Raw genomic sequence first — 16593 nt, 5'->3', positions numbered from 1 at the left:
GATCAGGACTCCGGTCCGGCGGCGGCGTCCGGTCCCGCATCGGGAAGCGTCTCGCCGGGGCGTTTTTCGCCGTTTGCATATTTCAGGGCTTCGGCAAGGAATTGCAGGCAGAAGGCCAGCAGCCCGATGGCGATCACGGTGTAGAAGGGCCACATGAGCGGTGCCCAGGGGCTGACGTTCTCGACCTCGCCGGTGCGGAAGGCCTTCAGCGCCTTGCCCGCCGCCACCCAGGTCAGCGCCCCGGTGATCGGCACCATGACCAGCGCATAGACCGCCGCGTTCAGGATCTGTTGGGCGCGCAGGGGCATTTTCTGGGACAGGAAGTCGATGCGCACATGGGCTTCCTTGCGCAGCGAATAGGCCGCGCCCAGAAACACGATGGAGCCGTTCAGCATGTAGGAAATGTCGAATGCCCAGAGCGTGGGCGCGTTGAACGCATAGCGTGCGACGACCTCGTAGAGCATCGAGGCGATCATGGCGAGAATGGTCAACTGACCGATGACCCCCAGCCCGTTGGCCAGTCGTTCTACGGCGTTTGTGAATCTTTGCATGGCAGCCTCCGGGAGGGATGCGCAGGCCGGCGGGAGAGGACCGGCCTGCGCGGGGAGATGGGCTTACTGGGCGCTGTCGCGCACCAGGTAGATCGAGTTTTCAGCCCAGTTCGACTGGTAGGCCAGGTAGCTGTCCAGAACCTCCTGCGTGCGGGGGTTGCCGGCCTCGGCCTGCTCGGCGGCGCGGGCACGGGCCCAGTTGCGACCCGCTTCGCGGATCTTCTCGGACTCGGCGCGGTCCATCAGCACCATTTCGACCTTTGTATCACGGTAGTCCGCCATAGCCTTGATGTCGGCATCCCCGAAGTGGGTGAAGCCTTCATAGGTGGTCAGCTTGGCGGCGGCGGTGATCAGGGTCTGCAGGTCGGCGGGCAGCGCGTCCCAGGTTTCCTGCTTGACGAAAACCTCCCACAGGAACGACGGCTGGTGCACGCCGGGCAGGATCAGGAAGGGCGCGACCTCGTGGAAGCCTTCCGAGAAGTTGGCGCCGGGGGTGGACCATTCCACAGCATCCACGCCCTTGCGCTGCAGCAGGGTGTAGATCTCGTTGCCGGGGACCACGGTGGGGATGGCGCCGAAGTCTTCCTGCATGACCGCCGCGAAGGCACCCGAGGTGCGGTACTTGACGCCTTTCAGGGCCTCGACGGTGTCAATCTTCACGTTGGAATGGGCCATGATTTCCGAGGTGCCGATGCCGACCACAAGGCTGTGCAGCCCCATGTCCTCGCGCCGGAACGCCTGCAGCAGTTCTTCGCCGCCGCCTTCATAGACCCAGTGCAGGGTCGCCTCGGGGGACATGCCGCCGGGGAAGCTGGCGAAGATCGCGTTGGTCGGATCCTGGTTGACCAGGTAGGAGGGCGTCGAATGCCCGGCCTCGACGATGCCGTCCTGCACGGATTCATAGGCCTTGAAGGCGGGCACGATGACGCCAGCGCCGAACGGTTCGATCTCGACCCGGCCCTGGGTCAGGGTTTCGACGTTGCCGGCAAAGCGTTCCATGAAGTTCTGGTAAAGGAACGAGCCTTCGCCAACGGCGGCGGTCATCTTCCATTCGACCTCGGCCGCGAAGGCGTTGCCGGATAGGGCAAGGGTGATCCCCGCCGCTGCAAATGTGGACATCCTGTTCATGTTCAGACCTCTTTGAGTTGGAACCATGGTGGAAGTTGGGGTGGTGTCAGCCGTTTCCGGCGAACACCGTGGGTATGCCGTCCCGGAAGGGATCTTCCGGATCGAAGACCAGCGTGCTTTCAGCCATGATGAAGGCCTGGCCGGTCAAGGTTGGGATCACGCCGCCGGTCGGGCCGGGCTGCCAGGACAGCCGGTAGGACGAGCCGATGACGCTTTCCTGGGTGATCTCTGTGCCCGGTGCGAGACGACCATCGGCGGCCAGACAGGCCAGTCGCGCCGAACTGCCGGTGCCGCAGGGTGAGCGGTCATAGGCATCGTCCGGGCACAGTACGAAGTTGCGGCTGTGGACGTTCGACCCCGGCACCTCGTCCTGAAAGATCACGTGGTCGATGGGCGTGTCCGGTCCGCCGCCGACGCCCTGCGCATTGGCCGCCGTGCGGATGGCGACCGCCAGGTCGGTCAGCGCGCGGATGTTGTCGGGGCGTACTGGCAGGGGGCTGGGCTCGACGATGAAGAACCAGTTGCCGCCGTAGGCCACATCGCCGGTCACGGTGCCAAAGTCCGGCACCACGACCTCGACCGCCTTCTGCACGCGGCGGCTTTCGATGTTGGTGACCTGCACGGTGTGGGTGTCGATCAGGGTCACCGTGACCACCCCGGCCGGGGTTTCGATCCGGTGGGTGCCGGGGGCGATCCGGCCAAGGTGAGCCAGCGTTACCGTCAGACCGATGGTGCCGTGGCCGCACATGCCCAGCACCGCACCGGCATCGAAATAGATCACGCCGGTGACGCAATCGGGATCGGTGGGCGGCACCAGCAGGGCGCCCACCATGGCCGGCTGGCCGCGCGGTTCTTGCATCACACCGTTGCAGAAAGCGGTATGATCGCGGGCCAGCCGCCGCGCCTGTTCGGCCAGTGGCCCGGTTCCAAGATCCGGGCCACCGTCGAGGATCACGCGCGTCGGCTCACCGCCGGTATGGCTGTCGACTACATGCATTCGGCGATGATCCCGCCCTGCTTGGACCAATCCGCGAACCAGGTGCGGAACAGGTCATACTGCTGTTCGCAGTAGTTGCGCTGTGCATCGGTCAGCGCATCGGTCTCGTTGAAGTGCAGCCGATACTCTTCCTCGCCGTTCAGAACCAGCAGGTGCTTGTAGTAAAGGATCAGGTCCGGGCCTTCGTCGAAGGTGGACAGCACATGGATGGCCTCGGTCAGTTCCAGCGCGCGCTGGCGGGCTTCGGCGTGACCTGCGGCGGCTTTCTTCGACAGGCGGGCCAGCAGCAGCGCTTCTTTCGGCAGGGCGCAGCCGATCCCGGTGATCGAGCCGGTGGCGCCGCAGTTGACGAAACCGTGGTAGACCTCGGTATCGACGCCGACCATCAGGGTTACCTGATCGTCCTGGCTGGTGATGTGCTCGGCGGCGTAGCGCAGGTCGGCCTTGCCGCCGAATTCCTTGAAGCCGATCAGGTTCTTGTGCTCGGCGCGCAGCGAGAAGAACAGATCGGCGCGGGTGGCGAACCCGTAGACAGGGCTGTTGTAGATCACCGCAGGCACGTCCGGGGCGGCGTCGAGGATGGCCTTGAAGTGGAACCGCTGCGCGGTGGCCGAGCTGCCGCGCGACAACACGCGGGGGATCACCATCAGGCCGGCGGCGCCGACGCTCTGGGCATGGGCCGCATGGGCGGCGGCGGCCTGGCTGTTGACCGCACCGGTGCCGACCACCACCGGAAGACCGGCGTCGACCAGACGGGCGACGCCTTCCATGCGCTGTGCATCGGTCAGCAGCGGCCAGTCACCCATGGATCCGCAATAGACCACCGCCGACATGCCCGCGTCGATCATCTCGTGGCCCTTTTTCACAAGGGAATCGAAATTGGGGGTGCGGTCGTCGTTGCAGGGGGTCATCAGGGCCGGCATCGTGCCGGTGAAAACGTTCGAAGACATTGTAGGCTCCATTCACTAGTAGATCTGTCCGCCGCGACGGGCGGTGCCAGGGTTGAAAAAAGGCCTCACCGCACGTTGGCGAGGAACTTTCGGGTATGTTCGGACAGGGCGTTGCCGAAGATCTGCGAGGGCGGTCCGATTTCCTCCATCACGCCCTTGTGGAAGAAGGCCACCCGGTCGGACACGTCGCGGGCAAAGCCCATTTCGTGGGTGACGCAGATCATCGTCATGCCCTCCTCGGCCAGCAGGCGCATGGTGTCCAGCACCTCGCCCACCAGTTCGGGATCCAGCGCCGAGGTGGCCTCGTCGAACAGCATGTAGGTCGGCTCCATCGCCAGCGCGCGGGCAATCGCCAGCCGCTGCTGCTGGCCGCCCGACAGGGCACTGGGATAGACATCCAGCTTGTCGCCCAGACCAACGTGCCGGAGCTGACGGAAGGCGATCTCGCGGGCCTGGTCCCGTGGCAGCTTCTTGACGATCTTCAGGGCCAGTTCGACGTTCTGCTGCGCGGTCAGATGCGGAAAGCTGTTCCACTGCTGGAACACCATGCCCAGCTTCGTGCGCAGCTTGTTGATGTCGGTGCCCTTGGCATGCACATCGGTGCCGTCGACGGTGACACTGCCGCCCTGGATCGGTTCCAGCCCGTTGATGCAATAAAGCAGCGTCGACTTGCCAGAGCCCGAGGCGCCGATGACGGACAGCACCTCGCCCTTTTCCACGTCCAGGTTGATCCCCTTGAGAACGTGCAGAGAGCCGAAGTACTTGTGAAGGTCGCGGATGGAGATCATTGGGCCCACCTGTTTTCAAGATGCAAGGCGTAGCGGGACAGCGGGTAGGACAATGCGAAGTAGAACGCGCCCGCGACGGTCAGGATCAGGAAGGGTTCCTGGGTCCGGGTGATCAGGATCTGGCTGGCTTTCAGCAGCTCGACATAGCCCAGCACCGACACAAGCGCGCTGTCCTTCATCACCCCAAGGGCAACCCCCACCCACGAGGGGAAAACGGCACGCCCGCCGATGGGCAGCACAACGTGGCGCAGGTCCTGCCAATAGCTCATGCCGAGGCTGCGGGCGGCGCGGCGCATGGGCAGGCCCACCGCCTCGATCCCGCCACGGGCGACATTGGCGACCAGCGCGGCCGTGTAAATCGTCAGGATCACCAGCCCCGAGGCGAAGGGATCCAGGTTCAGCCCCACGATAGGCGCGAAGTTGTAGAACAGCACCAGCTGAATGATCAGTGGAACCGATCGGAAGATGTCGAGCACCGGGGCGATGGTCAACGTGGCGATCCAGCGGCCCTCGTAGAGGATCCAGCCGAAGATCGCCCCAAGTACCGTACCGATCGATATCGACAGCACCGAGATCCAGAGCGTGCGCAGCGCCGCTTCGCCCAGAAACAGAAGGTCGTAGGGGGTGAAGCCGCTGAAGAAGGATTGCGTGGTTTCCATCCTGTCCTCTCAGTACCGGAACAGCCGGGTGGCCAGCAGGCGTGACGACAACAGGATCACCTTGACGATGGCATAGTAGATCACGGCGGTGACGGCGAAGTATTCGAAGATGCGGAAGGTGCGGCTGGCGAAGAACTGGGTCTCGCCGCTGAGTTCACGAAAGCCCACCAGCATCCCCAGCGAGGACATCAGCACGGCCCAGACCATCTGGTTGGTGATCGGGTGATAGACGATGCGGAAAACCTGCGGGATGATCACCCGCGTATAGGTCTGCCAGGGCGTCATGCCGAGGCTGCGGGCGGCGCGGACCTGGGTGTCGGGCACGGCCTGAAAGCCGCCGCGGAAGTTTTCCGCCAGATAGCCCGCGCTGTTGAAGGTCAGCCCGGTCAGCACGATCAGATAGGGCGACAGGTGCAGGCCGAAGGCACCCAGCCCGAAGCCGAAGAAGAACAGCTGGAACAAGGCGGGCGTGTTGCGCGCCAGTTCGACCCAGGACGTCGCGAACCACCGCGCCGGACCCGTCATGTGCAGCCGGATCAGCGCCAGGCACAGGCCGATGAGGATGCCGAGGATCATCGCCAGAACCGCGACCTGCAGGGTCAGCAAGGCCGCCTCCAGCAGATCCGGCAGGCTCTTCATCACGGGCCGCCAGTGGAAATTATAGTCGAACATGGGAGATGTGCTCCGGATCCCTGCCGGACAGCGCCGACAGGGAGGGTTTCACGGACGGATCAGTACATCACGCCGGGAATGCGCAACTCGGGCGCCTCGCCCCCGACATAGTGGCTCCACAACTCCTGATAGCGACCGCTGCGCACCTGATGGGTGATGAACAGGTTGAGATAGTTCAGCCAGGTCACATCCTCGCGCTTGCCCACGACCGAGGTATAGTCGGTGGTCCAGGGCATCCGCGGGCCGGGGTCGATGGTGTCGTACTGCTGGGTGATCGGCAGGACGGCGGTGTTGGTGGTGATGCCGATGTCGGCCTTGCCCTGTGCCACGGCAAGGAACACCTCGTTCTCGGACTGGTAGCCCTGATAGTTGCCTTCTTCGCCCCATTCGGCGGCGATCTTCAGCCACTCCTGCTCGGGCACGGTGCCGATGGCGGCGGCGACGCGCTTGCCGCGGATGTCCTCGAAGCTCTCGATGCCACTGTCTTTGTGCACGACGCCCTGGGCGTAGTAGATGGCATAGGGAATGGTGAAACCGACGGTGCGGGCACGCGCCAGGCTGTCGGAAGTGGCCCCGAACACCACGTCGGCGCGGCCGGTCACGATCACCGGCAGACGTTCGGCCCAGGTCACCGGCAGGATCTCGGCCTCGACCTCAAGCGCGGCGGCGAGATCGTTGCAATAGTCCACGTCGTAACCTGCGGGCTGGTTCTTGGCATCGCGATAGCCGATCGGCGGGAAGTCCAGAACGACGCCGCACCGCAGAGTGCCCCGATCAACCACATCATCCAGTGTATCCGCGAGTGTCGGTGTCATCGATACCAGCGAGAGCGCCGCGGCGACGGCCATTGTTTTTAGCATTTGTGCCTCCGTTGTTGGTAATGATTCGATACGGGATATTGTATCCAAAATCCACATGAATCTCGAAAATCCCGGTTTAAGCGCCATTTGGCCGTGAAATTCAGCGGTACTGCTTAAATATTAGGCGAATTGGGGCGTGGGTGGGCAAGGGCGCAAAGCCATGTCGCCAGACTCCGGATGGCCGATGTGCGGTGCTGCCAGTTGGCGCGGACCGTCGAACGGGACCGCCGCAAGGGCCGCCCCCGGCCCTGGGCCCGGCTGTGCCCCTTGCGGGATATCCGGATCAGGGGCCGACGCCGTGCCAAAGGGTTTGACAGGGCCGGAAAGCCTCCATAACCTACCACATGGTAGATAGCGGAGGAGATACCATGACACACCTAACCAAGATCGCGGTGCTCGCGGCAGCCGGGGCAGTTCTTGCGGCACCGCTTGCGGCGCAGGATTACAGCTGGAAACCGGATCGCCCGATCAACATCATCGTGCCGTGGTCAGCCGGCGGATCGACCGACCAGGTGACCCGCGTGGTCGCGCCCATTCTGGAAGAGGCGTTGGGAACCGAGATCGTGGTGGTCAACCAGCCGGGCGCGTCGGGTTCGACCGGAACCAAGGCCGCGCTGGACGCGCCGCGCGACGGCTATACCTGGACCGCCAACGCCATTGCCAACAACGCCACCTATTCGGTGACCGGGCTGATCGAGAATACCTCGATCAACGACTACGAGATCTACCTGCATGTGGCCAACGTGCCGCTGGTCAGTGTCAATGCCGATGCCCCGTACAAGGATTTCCCCGAACTGCTTGACGCCATGGCCAGCGAGTCGGTCACGGTGGGCACGGCCGGGGTGAACTCCTCGGGCGGCATGGCCCTTGCGGCGATCAAGGAAAGCGCCGAGGGCGACCTGTCGGGCGCGCGCATGATTGCCTATGACGGTGGCAACCCTGCCGTCATCGCGGCAGCCAGCGGCGAAGTCGTGGCCACCACCCAGCTTGCGGTGGAGCAGACCGAGATGATCCGCGCCGGTCGCCTGCGCCCCCTGGCGGTTCTGTCCGACACCCCGCTGGTGGTGGAAGGTATCGATCCGGTGCCGCCGATCACCCAGTTCATGCCCGATTTCGAAGTGGCCGCGGACTATTTCGGGGTCTTCATCCCGAAGGGTGCCCCGCAAGAGGTCTATGACACCGTCAACCAGGTCTGGCAGGACAAGGTGATGACCAGCGAAGCCCTGCAAACCTATGCCACCGATCGCGGTGCGGTCTTTGCCCCCAGTTTCGGCAAGGAAGCCTTTGACCGGGCCATGCCGGTGGTGATCGCCGAGGCCTGCGCCCGCGTCACCCGTGGCGAGGCCGTTGTCGATCCCTCCGAGATCGGCATCACCTGCCCCGCGGAATAACCCGCTTTCTCCGGGCGGGGCCATATGGCGTCGCCCGGATCTGCAGGCTTTCCGGGGACGCCCTTCCCCTGACAAATAACAGGTGATTTCGATGCGAATGGCCCAGGCGGACCGCCTTACGGCAGTCATCTTCCTTGTGCTTGGTCTGGCCCTGCTGGCGGGTGGCTACACGATGGACAGACTGGAAATCCGGAGAATCCACCCGGCCTCGATTCCGGGGCTTGTTCCGATGATCCTTGGCGTCCTGCTGTCGATCTGCGCGATCCTGCTGTACCGCTCCTCCTATGCCAAGGCCGAACGCAACGAGGCTATGGTCTTCACGGGCGGGTCCTGGGCGCGACTGGCGACCACAGCCGTGATCTGCACCCTCTATGCGCTGGGGCTGGTGGGCTGGTTGCCGTATTTCTGGGCCACTTTCATCTTCACCCTGTGCTTTACATTGGCATTCTCCTTCCCCATCGGCGGCGCCCGCCGGGCGCAGGCCATTTCGCTTGCGGCGGGGCTGGTGCTGGCGTTTGGTGTGGCGTTGGGATCGTCGCTGCTGTTTGAAAAGCTGTTCCTGGTGCGGTTGCCATGAGCGGACTGGGCGATTTGATGACCGGGTTGGGCACGCTGTTGACCCCCGGCATGCTGTTTCACGCGGCCTGGGCAACGCTTCTGGGCATCGTCGTGGGCTCGCTGCCCGGTCTGACGGCGACCATGGGCGTCGCCCTGATGACCACGCTGACCTATTCGCTGGACTCCACCTCTGCCATCTTCGTGCTGATCTGCATGTATGTCGGTGCGATCTACGGCGGCTCGCGCAGCGCCATCCTGCTGAACATTCCCGGCACCCCGGCCAGCGCGGCAACCTCGCTGGACGGCTATCCCTTGGCCAAGGCGGGCCGGGCGGGCTATGCCATGGGGCTGGCCACCGCGGGCTCGGCCCTTGGCACCGTGGCCGGGGTCGTCATGCTGGTGCTGATCGCGCCGCCTTTGGCCGAAGCCGCGCTGAACTTCGGCAGTTTCGAGTTTTTCTGGCTGGCGGTCTTCGGCATCCTGATCTCGGGCCAGCTGACCGCCGACACCACCCCGCTGAAAGGCTATATTGCCGGGCTTCTGGGGCTGGCGGTAGCGATGATCGGCTCGGAAGGCATCCACGCGCATGTGCGGTTCAACCTGGGCCTGTCCGACCTGAACGCCGGCATCGCGCTGATCCCGGCCATGGTCGGTGCCTTCGGATTCGCCGAGGTGCTGACCGCCATGTGGAACCGCGCCGGAGAGATCGCCACCAAGAAGGATTCCAGCGACCGCACGATCCCCGAAATGGGCGATATCTGGCGTCACAAGTTCACCATCGCGCGCTCGGGCGTCATCGGCACAATCGTCGGCATCATCCCCGGTGTGGGCGAGGATATCGGCGCCTGGGCCAGCTATGCCACAGCCCGCAAGCTGTCGAAGGAAAAAGAGAAATTTGGTCATGGCAGCCACGAAGGGCTGATCGCGGCGGAAACCGGAAACTCGGCCGTGGTGCCCGGATCGTTGATCCCCGCCATCACGCTGGCGGTGCCGGGGTCCGCCAGTTCGGCGGTTCTGATCGCGGCGCTGTTCATCCATGGCATCCGGCCCGGACCGCTGATCATGATCGAGCAGCCGCAGTTCGTCGGCCTGATCAGCGCCATGGTTCTGATCGCGACGGTCTTCATGGCCTTCTACGGGCTGACCCTGACCAAGGCCTTCGTGCAGGTGCTGCGGGTGCCCTACAGCCGGTTGATGCCGGTGGTCTTCGTGCTGTGCGTGATCGGCACCTTCGCCCTGAGCCAGCGCATGTTCGACATCTGGATCATGGTCGCCTTCGGCCTGATCGGCTTTGTCCTGCGGCAGATGAAATACCCGATGGCGCCGCTGGTGCTGGGGATCATCCTGGGCGATCTGCTGGACAAGAGCCTGCGGCGCGGCCTGACGCTCAGCGACGGCGAACTTGCCCCGTTCTTCACGCGGCCGGTGTCGGCGATCTTCGTGGCGCTGATCGTGGCCTCGATTGCCATGAATATCCCCGCGGTCCGCCGCCTGGCGCTGGCCCCCTTCCGCTGGATCGGAGCGCGGCTGAATGCTTGATTTCACCCTGTGCAACGAACTGCTGGCGGGCGAGGGCAAGTCGCTGGGCGAACAGGCGCATATCGCCGCAAAGCTGGGCTATTGCGGGCTGGAACTGGACCCGGCGACGCTGGGCGCGGCCCCTCATGCCCTGACAGATGCACGCATTGCGCAGATCCGGGGTGAGATCGCGGCGGAAGGCGTGCGCGTCACCGGGTTGCACTGGCTGCTCAGCAGCTACGCCGATGTCTCGATTACCGATCCCGCCGGGCAGGCGCGGGCGCGTGACATCCTGATGGGGATGGTCGACCTGTGCGCGGGGCTCGGCGGCACGGTGCTGGTCCATGGCTCGCCCAAGCAACGACTTCGGCCCGAGGGGCTGGACGATGCCGCGCTGCTCTCGCAACTTGCCGAATTCTTCGCCCCCATCGCCGCCGCGGCCGAGCGCCGGGGCGTGACCTATTGCATCGAACCGCTGTCGCGGGTCGAGGATCGGACGCTCAACACCGTGGGGCAGGGGGTGGACCTTGTCTGCGCCATCGGCAGCCCCGCCTTCCGCACCATGATCGACATCAGCGCCGCCGGCCAGACCGAAGCCCCGGTGGCCGATCTGATCCGGCACTGGGTGCCGGGCGGCATGATTGGCCATATCCACGCCAATGACACCAATCGCGGCGCGCCGGGCATGGGCGACGATCCGTTCCCCCAGATCGTCGCCGCCCTTGTCGAGACCGGCTGGAACAGGCCCATCGGGGTCGAACCCTTCCGCACCCTGATCGACGCCAGCGTGACCGCCGCGACCGGCATCGCCACCCTGAAAGCCTGTGAAAGGGCCGCCGCATGACCCAACTTGCGATCCTCTCGGCCTCGTGGTCCGAACGCCCGGTGGCGATGCGCCTGCCGTTCCAGTTCGGCAGCACCGAAGTGCGCGAAACCGCCGAAGCCTATTGTCGGGTCGAGATCGAGGTGAACGGCACCCGCGCGACCGGGCGGTCGGCGCAACTGATGGTGCCGCGCTGGTTCAACAAGCGCGCGGACCTCAGCAACGCCGACACCATCGATGAATTGCGCAGGGTCGTGGCGGCGGCGGTGGCGGCAGCCCCGGGGCAGGGCGGGACGGCCCTGACGGTGACGCGCAGCCTGCGGGCCGAGGTCGCCCGCGCCCTGCCGGACACGCCGCCCCTTGCCCTTGGCTTTGGCCCGTCGCTGGTCGAGATGGCGGTGATCGACGCGCTGTGCCGGGCGCTGGGTCTGCCGTTCTGGCAGGCGGCGCGCGACGATGCCTTCGGCCTGGCCCAGGGCTGCCCCCCGGATCTGACCGTCGATCAACTCCGCCGGTCACTGTCCGCGATCACCGCCCCAACGACCCTTGTTCTGCGCCACACCATCGGCTTTGATGCCCCGCTGCGGCAGTCAGAAAAGGCACAGGATGCGCCCGAGGATGGCCTGCCGGTGTCGCTGGACGAGGTGATTTCCCAGACCGGCATCGCGGCCTTCAAGATCAAGCTGAAAGGCGATCCCGAGGCGGACCAGCGCCGGTTGCGCGACATCGCGGCGCTTCTGGATCAGGGCGGCGACTATGCCGTGACGCTGGACGCCAACGAGCAATACACGCCCGACAACTTCAGCCGCCTGCTGGGCAGCATGGCCCGCGATGCGGCGCTGGAGCGGTTCCTTGGCACCGTGCGGTTCGTCGAACAGCCCTTCGCGCGCGAGATTGCCCTGAGCGAACCGGTTGCTGCGCCGCTGCCCCTGATCATCGATGAAAGCGACGATAGTGAGGATGCCTTTGCCCGCGCGCTGGAACTGGGCTGGTCCGGCACGTCGATCAAAAGCTGCAAGGGGATGTTGCGCGCCCTGTTGAACAAGGCCCGCGCCGAGGCGGCAGGGGCGGTTCTGTCGGGCGAGGATCTGACCTGTCAGCCGGGCATCTGCTGGTTGCAGGATGCGGCGATGATGTCGGCTTGCGGGGTTGTGGACGTCGAACGCAACGGCCACCACTTTGCCGGCGGCTTGCAGGGTGCGCCAGACGCGGAACGCGCAATGCTGCTGCACCGCCACGACGATATTCTGACCGACACCTCCGGCGGCGTCGCCTTGCGTATCGTGGGGGGTAAAGTGGCGATCGGGTCACTGGGTCAGCCCGGTTTCGGCTGGTAGGGTGCACAAGTCAGCGCGCCGGGGTACAGAGAGGATTGTCCTGACAGACGACGGCGAGGGTATATGGCCAAGCGAGTTTCTCCGATCCGCAAGGATCGCAAGCGCAACCCCGAATTGACCCGGGCCGCCATCCTGCATGCCGCGCTGGAGGAATTCAGCGAGGTCGGCCATTCTGGCGCGCGCGTCGATCGGATCGCCGAACGCGCCGGGGTCAGCAAGCCGATGATCTACGACTATTTCGGCGACAAGAACGCGGTCTATGCCGCCGCCTTGCGTGAAGCCTATATCCAGATCCGGCAAGGCGAGATGACGCTGGAGCTGGACACGCTCGACCCCGAAGAGGCGATCCGCGCGCTGGTGCATTTCACCATGAACCACTTCTGGAACAACCCGTGGTTCATCCGGATGCTGAACACCGAGAACCTGATGGGCGGCGAGACCATTCGCGGTCTGGATGACCTGGCCGAGATTCAGTCGGTCCTGTTGCGCCGCGTCGAGGAGATACTGAAACGCGGGCAGGAGAACGGCATGTTCCACCGCGCCATTCCGCCGGTCGATCTGTATATTTTCATCGCCTCGGTCTGCTGGTTTCCAATTTCGAACATGCACACGCTGACGGTGGTGTTCCGCGCGCCCATCGGCGAGGCCTGGCTGAAACGCCATGCGGATCAAGCCGCCGACATGATCCTGGGCTATCTGAAAACCGCCGTGCCCCCTGCGGTTTAACGCAGGCCGTGCACTTTCTGCCCAATCGTCAACCCCGCGTGTTGTTCGCGCGCGGGGCAGAGCTGCGTGTGTGTACACGGACCGATTTGCGCCATCGTCACAGCCCCCTGAACCCCTTGAAACAACGCAGCCGAAGTCATTCTGACTTGACTTGGATTCATTAACCTACTAGTTGGTAGTTTAAGGGCTACCGAGTGGTAGATTGGAGGAGATTGCATGACGGACATCGCATTTTCGGGCGGGGGCCTCCCCACCCTGACCTCTGGTCCTGCCGAAGCCCACAGGCCGCTTGCGCGCCGATAGGACAGCACCACAATCCGCACCAGGCTGGCAAGCCGGTGCCGAGACACGAATTCCAAAGCGAAGGATGGAAACGACATGACCACACAACGTATCGGCATCATCATGCATGGCGTCACCGGCCGGATGGGGATGAACCAGCACCTGATCCGCTCGGTTCTGGCGATCCGCGATCAAGGTGGCGTGCGCCTGAAGAACGGGGATCTGCTGGTTCCGGACGTGATCATTGTCGGCCGCAACGAGAAGAAGATTGCCGAGCTTGCGAAAAAGCACGGGGTCACGCGGTATACCACCGATATCGACGCGGCGCTGGCCAATCCCGATGACACCATCTTTTTCGATGCCGCCAGCACCCAGATGCGCCCCGGACTGCTGCGCAAGGCCATCGACGCCGGCAAACATGTCTATTCCGAAAAGCCGGTCTCGGAAGGTCTGGACGAAGCCATTGCCATCGCCAAGCACGCCAAGGCCAAAGGCGTCAAGAACGGCATCGTGCATGACAAGCTGGACCTGCCCGGCCTCGCCAAGCTCAAGCGCCTACGCGACAGCGGGTTTTTCGGCAAGATCCTCAGCGTGCGCGGCGAATTCGGCTACTGGGTCTTCGAAGGCGACTGGATGGAAGCACAGCGTCCGTCGTGGAACTATCGCAAGCAGGACGGCGGCGGCATGGTGTCCGACATGCTGTGCCACTGGCGCTATGTGCTCGACAACGTTGTCGCGCCGGTCAAGGCCGTGTCCTGCAATGCCGTCACCCATATCCCCGAACGTTGGGACGAAAACGGCGAACGCTATGACGCCACCGCAGATGACGCCGCCTATGCCACGTTCGAGCTGGAAGGCGACATCATCGCCCATATCAACAGCTCGTGGTGCACCCGTGTCCGTCGCGACGATCTGGTGACCTTCCACATCGACGGCACCCACGGCAGTGCGGTGGCCGGTCTGCACACCTGCTATTCGCAGGCGCGGGTCAACACGCCCAAGCCGGTCTGGAACCCCGACCAGAAGCAGACCATGAACTTTTTTGAAGACTGGGTCGAAGTGCCCGACAACAAGGTGTTCGACAACGGCTTCAAGGTGCAATGGGAACAGTTCCTGCTGCACGTGGTCGAAGACGCGCCGTGGTCCTATACTCTGGTCGAAGGCGCCAAGGGCGTGCAACTGGCCGAGCTGGGTTACAAGAGCTCGCAGGAACGCCGCTGGCTGGACGTGCCGGCTCTGGATATCTGAGGGGGGCTGACACATGGCAAACCTGATCCTTCCCACGGCAGGCGGCGGCACCGATACGGTGACCCTCGCCGCCGGGCCGGTGCCCGCGCCGGGCGGAAACTGGACCCGTACTGCCTATGCCGCCGCGCATGTGGTGGCCGATCCGTTGGCCGATCTGGACCCGGGCGAGGGCGTCTCGGTCGACTGGGACCGCACCCTGGCCTTCCGCCATCTCCTGTGGTCGCTGGGCCTGGGCGTGGCCGAGGCAATGGACACCGCGCAGCGCGGCATGGGGCTTGACTGGCCGACCTCGCTGGACCTGATCCGCCGCAGCATGGAGGTCGCGCCCGATGGCGCGCTGATTGCCAGTGGCGCCGGCACCGATCATCTGGTCCCCGGCCCGGATGTGACCATCGACGATGTGATCGCGGCCTATGAAATGCAGTGCGAAGCGGTCGAGGCCACCGGCAGCCGCGTCATCCTGATGGCCAGCCGCGCGCTTGTGAAAGCCGCCAGATCGCCCGACGATTATGCCCGCGTCTATGGCCGTGTCCTGTCGGGGCTGAAGCAACCGGCGATCCTGCACTGGCTGGGCGAGATGTTCGACCCGGCCCTGGCCGGATACTGGGGCGATGCCGATCACATGGCGGCGATGGACACCTGCCTGTCGGTGATCGCCGACAACGCCGACAAGGTGGATGGCATCAAGATCTCGCTGCTGTCGGCGGAAAAGGAAATCGCCATGCGCCGCCGCCTGCCCGAAGGCGTGGTCATGTATACCGGCGACGACTTCAACTATCCCGATCTGATCGAGGGCGACGACCAGGGCTTTTCCCATGCCCTGCTGGGCATCTTCGATCCCATCGCCGGGGCGGCCTGCCGGGCGCTGACCTCGCTGGCCGAGGGCGACCGCGCCGCCTATCGCGCCGCCTTCGATCCGACGGTGCCGCTCAGCCGCCATATTTTCAAGGCGCCGACGCGGTTCTACAAGACCGGTGTGGTATTTCTGGCCTATCTGATGGGCCATCAGGACCACTTCACCATGGTCGCCGGGCAGGAAAGCGCCCGCTCGACCCTGCATCTGGCAGAAGCCATCCGGCTGGCCAATGCCGCGCAGCTATTCACCGATCCTGAAGAGGTTGCGCGACGCGCCAAGCCGGTGTTCCAGGCGCGGGGGGTGTCGGTATGAGAACGCTCACCGCGCGGGACTTGTCGCTCAACACCGCCACGGTGTCGAAACAATGGGATCTGGCCGAATGCGTCGACGGCTGCGCCCGGCATGGCATCGGCGGCATCTCTCCGTGGCGCGACAGGCTGCAGGAATGCGGTGTCGATCACGCCGCAAAGTTGATCCGCGACGCCGGGCTGGGCGTCTCGGGCCTGTGCCGGGGTGGTTGGTACACCGCCGAGGGGGCGCTGACCCAGGCCGTCATCGACGACAACAAGCGCGCCGTGGACGAGGCCGCCGCCATCGGCGCGGACTGCCTTGTCATGGTGGTGGGTGGGCTGCCCGAAGGCTCGAAAGACATCGTCGGAGCGCGCGAGATCGTCACCGAAGGTCTGGGCAAGACGCTGGAGTATGCCCGCACCGCCGGGGTGAAGGTCGGGATCGAGCCGCTGCACCCGATGTATGCCGCCGACCGGGCCTGCGTGAACACCACCAAGCAGGCGCTGGACATCTGCGACCAGCTTGGCGACGGCATCGGCGTGGCGCTGGATGTCTATCACATCTGGTGGGATCCAGACGTGGCAGACCAGATCGCCCGCGCCGGCAAGGACCGCCTGCTGGCCTTCCACGTCTGCGACTGGATGAACCCGACGCAGGACATGCTGACCGATCGCGGCATGATGGGCGAAGGTGTGATCGACATTCCCGCCCTCCGCCAGATGGTCGAGGCGCAGGGCTTTGATGGTCTTGTCGAGGTCGAGATCTTCTCGGCCAACAACTGGTGGACCAAGCCCGCCGATGAGGTTCTGCGGGCCATGATCGCGGCCTTGCCGGTGATCTAGACCGACCTTCGGGGCCACGGCGCTCCCTCAAAATCGCGCAAGAATGTGCAAAAAACTTGCGTTGCCCTCCCCCCCGGTCGAAAAGGGGGGAGGGCAATTGCGTTTTTGCCCGCTTC

17 protein-coding genes are annotated in these 16593 nt (G+C 64.6%); 9 read left to right on the top strand and 8 right to left on the bottom strand.

Translation table 11 applies throughout. The features are described from left to right. Positions 1-2: 2 nt before the first annotated feature. The 8 genes from ACP15K_RS13325 to ACP15K_RS13290 form a co-directional block, all read right to left on the bottom strand. On the bottom strand, positions 3-551 hold the full coding sequence (locus tag ACP15K_RS13325; protein WP_193141344.1) for a TRAP transporter small permease subunit: 549 nt from the start codon (positions 549-551) through the stop codon (positions 3-5). Between the two features lie 63 nt (positions 552-614). Further along, positions 615-1670 carry a TRAP transporter substrate-binding protein DctP gene (gene dctP / locus ACP15K_RS13320; RefSeq protein ID WP_424990739.1) on the bottom strand — a complete coding sequence of 352 codons (1056 nt, stop codon included), beginning with the start codon at positions 1668-1670 and terminating at the stop codon, positions 615-617. Positions 1671-1725: 55 nt separating this feature from the next. Beyond that, complete coding sequence (locus ACP15K_RS13315; protein WP_424990738.1) at positions 1726-2676, bottom strand: proline racemase family protein; 951 nt, start codon at positions 2674-2676, stop codon at positions 1726-1728. Beyond that, on the bottom strand, positions 2667-3626 hold the full coding sequence (locus ACP15K_RS13310; RefSeq protein WP_193141347.1) for a dihydrodipicolinate synthase family protein: 960 nt from the start codon (positions 3624-3626) through the stop codon (positions 2667-2669). Before ACP15K_RS13310 ends, ACP15K_RS13315 begins: the two co-directional genes overlap by 10 nt. Positions 3627-3691: 65 nt before the next feature. Further along, a complete protein-coding gene (locus tag ACP15K_RS13305; protein WP_424990737.1) occupies positions 3692-4414 on the bottom strand; it encodes an amino acid ABC transporter ATP-binding protein in 723 nt (240 codons plus the stop codon). Further along, the gene (locus ACP15K_RS13300; RefSeq protein ID WP_424990736.1) at positions 4411-5073 is read right to left on the bottom strand and encodes an amino acid ABC transporter permease; all 663 of its coding nucleotides are present in this window, start codon (positions 5071-5073) and stop codon (positions 4411-4413) included. The genes ACP15K_RS13305 and ACP15K_RS13300 overlap by 4 nt, the downstream gene beginning before the upstream one ends. A gap of 9 nt (positions 5074-5082) precedes the next feature. Continuing rightward, complete coding sequence (locus tag ACP15K_RS13295; RefSeq protein ID WP_424990735.1) at positions 5083-5745, bottom strand: amino acid ABC transporter permease; 663 nt, start codon at positions 5743-5745, stop codon at positions 5083-5085. Between the two features lie 59 nt (positions 5746-5804). After that, the gene (locus tag ACP15K_RS13290; protein ID WP_424990734.1) at positions 5805-6593 is read right to left on the bottom strand and encodes a transporter substrate-binding domain-containing protein; all 789 of its coding nucleotides are present in this window, start codon (positions 6591-6593) and stop codon (positions 5805-5807) included. A gap of 380 nt (positions 6594-6973) precedes the next feature. Here ACP15K_RS13290 and ACP15K_RS13285 point away from each other — a divergent pair, with 380 nt between their 5' ends. The 9 genes from ACP15K_RS13285 to ACP15K_RS13245 all read left to right on the top strand — a co-directional run bounded on the left by ACP15K_RS13285 (position 6974) and on the right by ACP15K_RS13245 (position 16477). Beyond that, entirely contained in the window at positions 6974-7996 is a 1023-nt protein-coding gene (locus ACP15K_RS13285; RefSeq protein WP_424990733.1) for a Bug family tripartite tricarboxylate transporter substrate binding protein, read from the top strand. A gap of 97 nt (positions 7997-8093) precedes the next feature. Beyond that, positions 8094-8573, top strand: a complete 480-nt coding sequence (locus ACP15K_RS13280) for a tripartite tricarboxylate transporter TctB family protein (protein WP_424990732.1) — start codon at positions 8094-8096, stop codon at positions 8571-8573. Continuing rightward, positions 8570-10093 carry a tripartite tricarboxylate transporter permease gene (locus tag ACP15K_RS13275; protein ID WP_193141354.1) on the top strand — a complete coding sequence of 508 codons (1524 nt, stop codon included), beginning with the start codon at positions 8570-8572 and terminating at the stop codon, positions 10091-10093. The genes ACP15K_RS13280 and ACP15K_RS13275 overlap by 4 nt, the downstream gene beginning before the upstream one ends. Next, positions 10086-10916, top strand: coding sequence for a sugar phosphate isomerase/epimerase family protein (locus ACP15K_RS13270; protein WP_424990731.1), 831 nt, complete (start codon positions 10086-10088; stop codon positions 10914-10916). Before ACP15K_RS13275 ends, ACP15K_RS13270 begins: the two co-directional genes overlap by 8 nt. Further along, complete coding sequence (locus ACP15K_RS13265; protein WP_193141356.1) at positions 10913-12232, top strand: enolase C-terminal domain-like protein; 1320 nt, start codon at positions 10913-10915, stop codon at positions 12230-12232. Before ACP15K_RS13270 ends, ACP15K_RS13265 begins: the two co-directional genes overlap by 4 nt. A 63-nt stretch (positions 12233-12295) precedes the next feature. Further along, entirely contained in the window at positions 12296-12958 is a 663-nt protein-coding gene (locus tag ACP15K_RS13260) for a TetR/AcrR family transcriptional regulator (RefSeq protein WP_193141357.1), read from the top strand. A gap of 378 nt (positions 12959-13336) precedes the next feature. After that, positions 13337-14488 (top strand): Gfo/Idh/MocA family protein, encoded by a 1152-nt coding sequence (locus ACP15K_RS13255; protein ID WP_193141358.1) that lies wholly within the window; start codon positions 13337-13339, stop codon positions 14486-14488. A 13-nt stretch (positions 14489-14501) separates the two neighbouring features. Further along, positions 14502-15656: a dihydrodipicolinate synthase family protein gene (locus ACP15K_RS13250; RefSeq protein WP_424990730.1), complete on the top strand. Its 1155-nt coding sequence runs from the start codon at positions 14502-14504 to the stop codon at positions 15654-15656. Beyond that, the gene (locus tag ACP15K_RS13245; protein WP_193141360.1) at positions 15653-16477 is read left to right on the top strand and encodes a sugar phosphate isomerase/epimerase family protein; all 825 of its coding nucleotides are present in this window, start codon (positions 15653-15655) and stop codon (positions 16475-16477) included. Before ACP15K_RS13250 ends, ACP15K_RS13245 begins: the two co-directional genes overlap by 4 nt. Positions 16478-16593: the final 116 nt, after the last annotated feature.

The sequence above is a fragment of the Fluviibacterium sp. S390 genome (assembly GCF_049800695.1).
Classification (GTDB): Bacteria; Pseudomonadota; Alphaproteobacteria; order Rhodobacterales; family Rhodobacteraceae; genus Meridianimarinicoccus.
The sequence above is the reverse complement of the archived record's forward strand: the minus strand, read 5'-3'. Positions and strand labels throughout refer to the sequence as shown.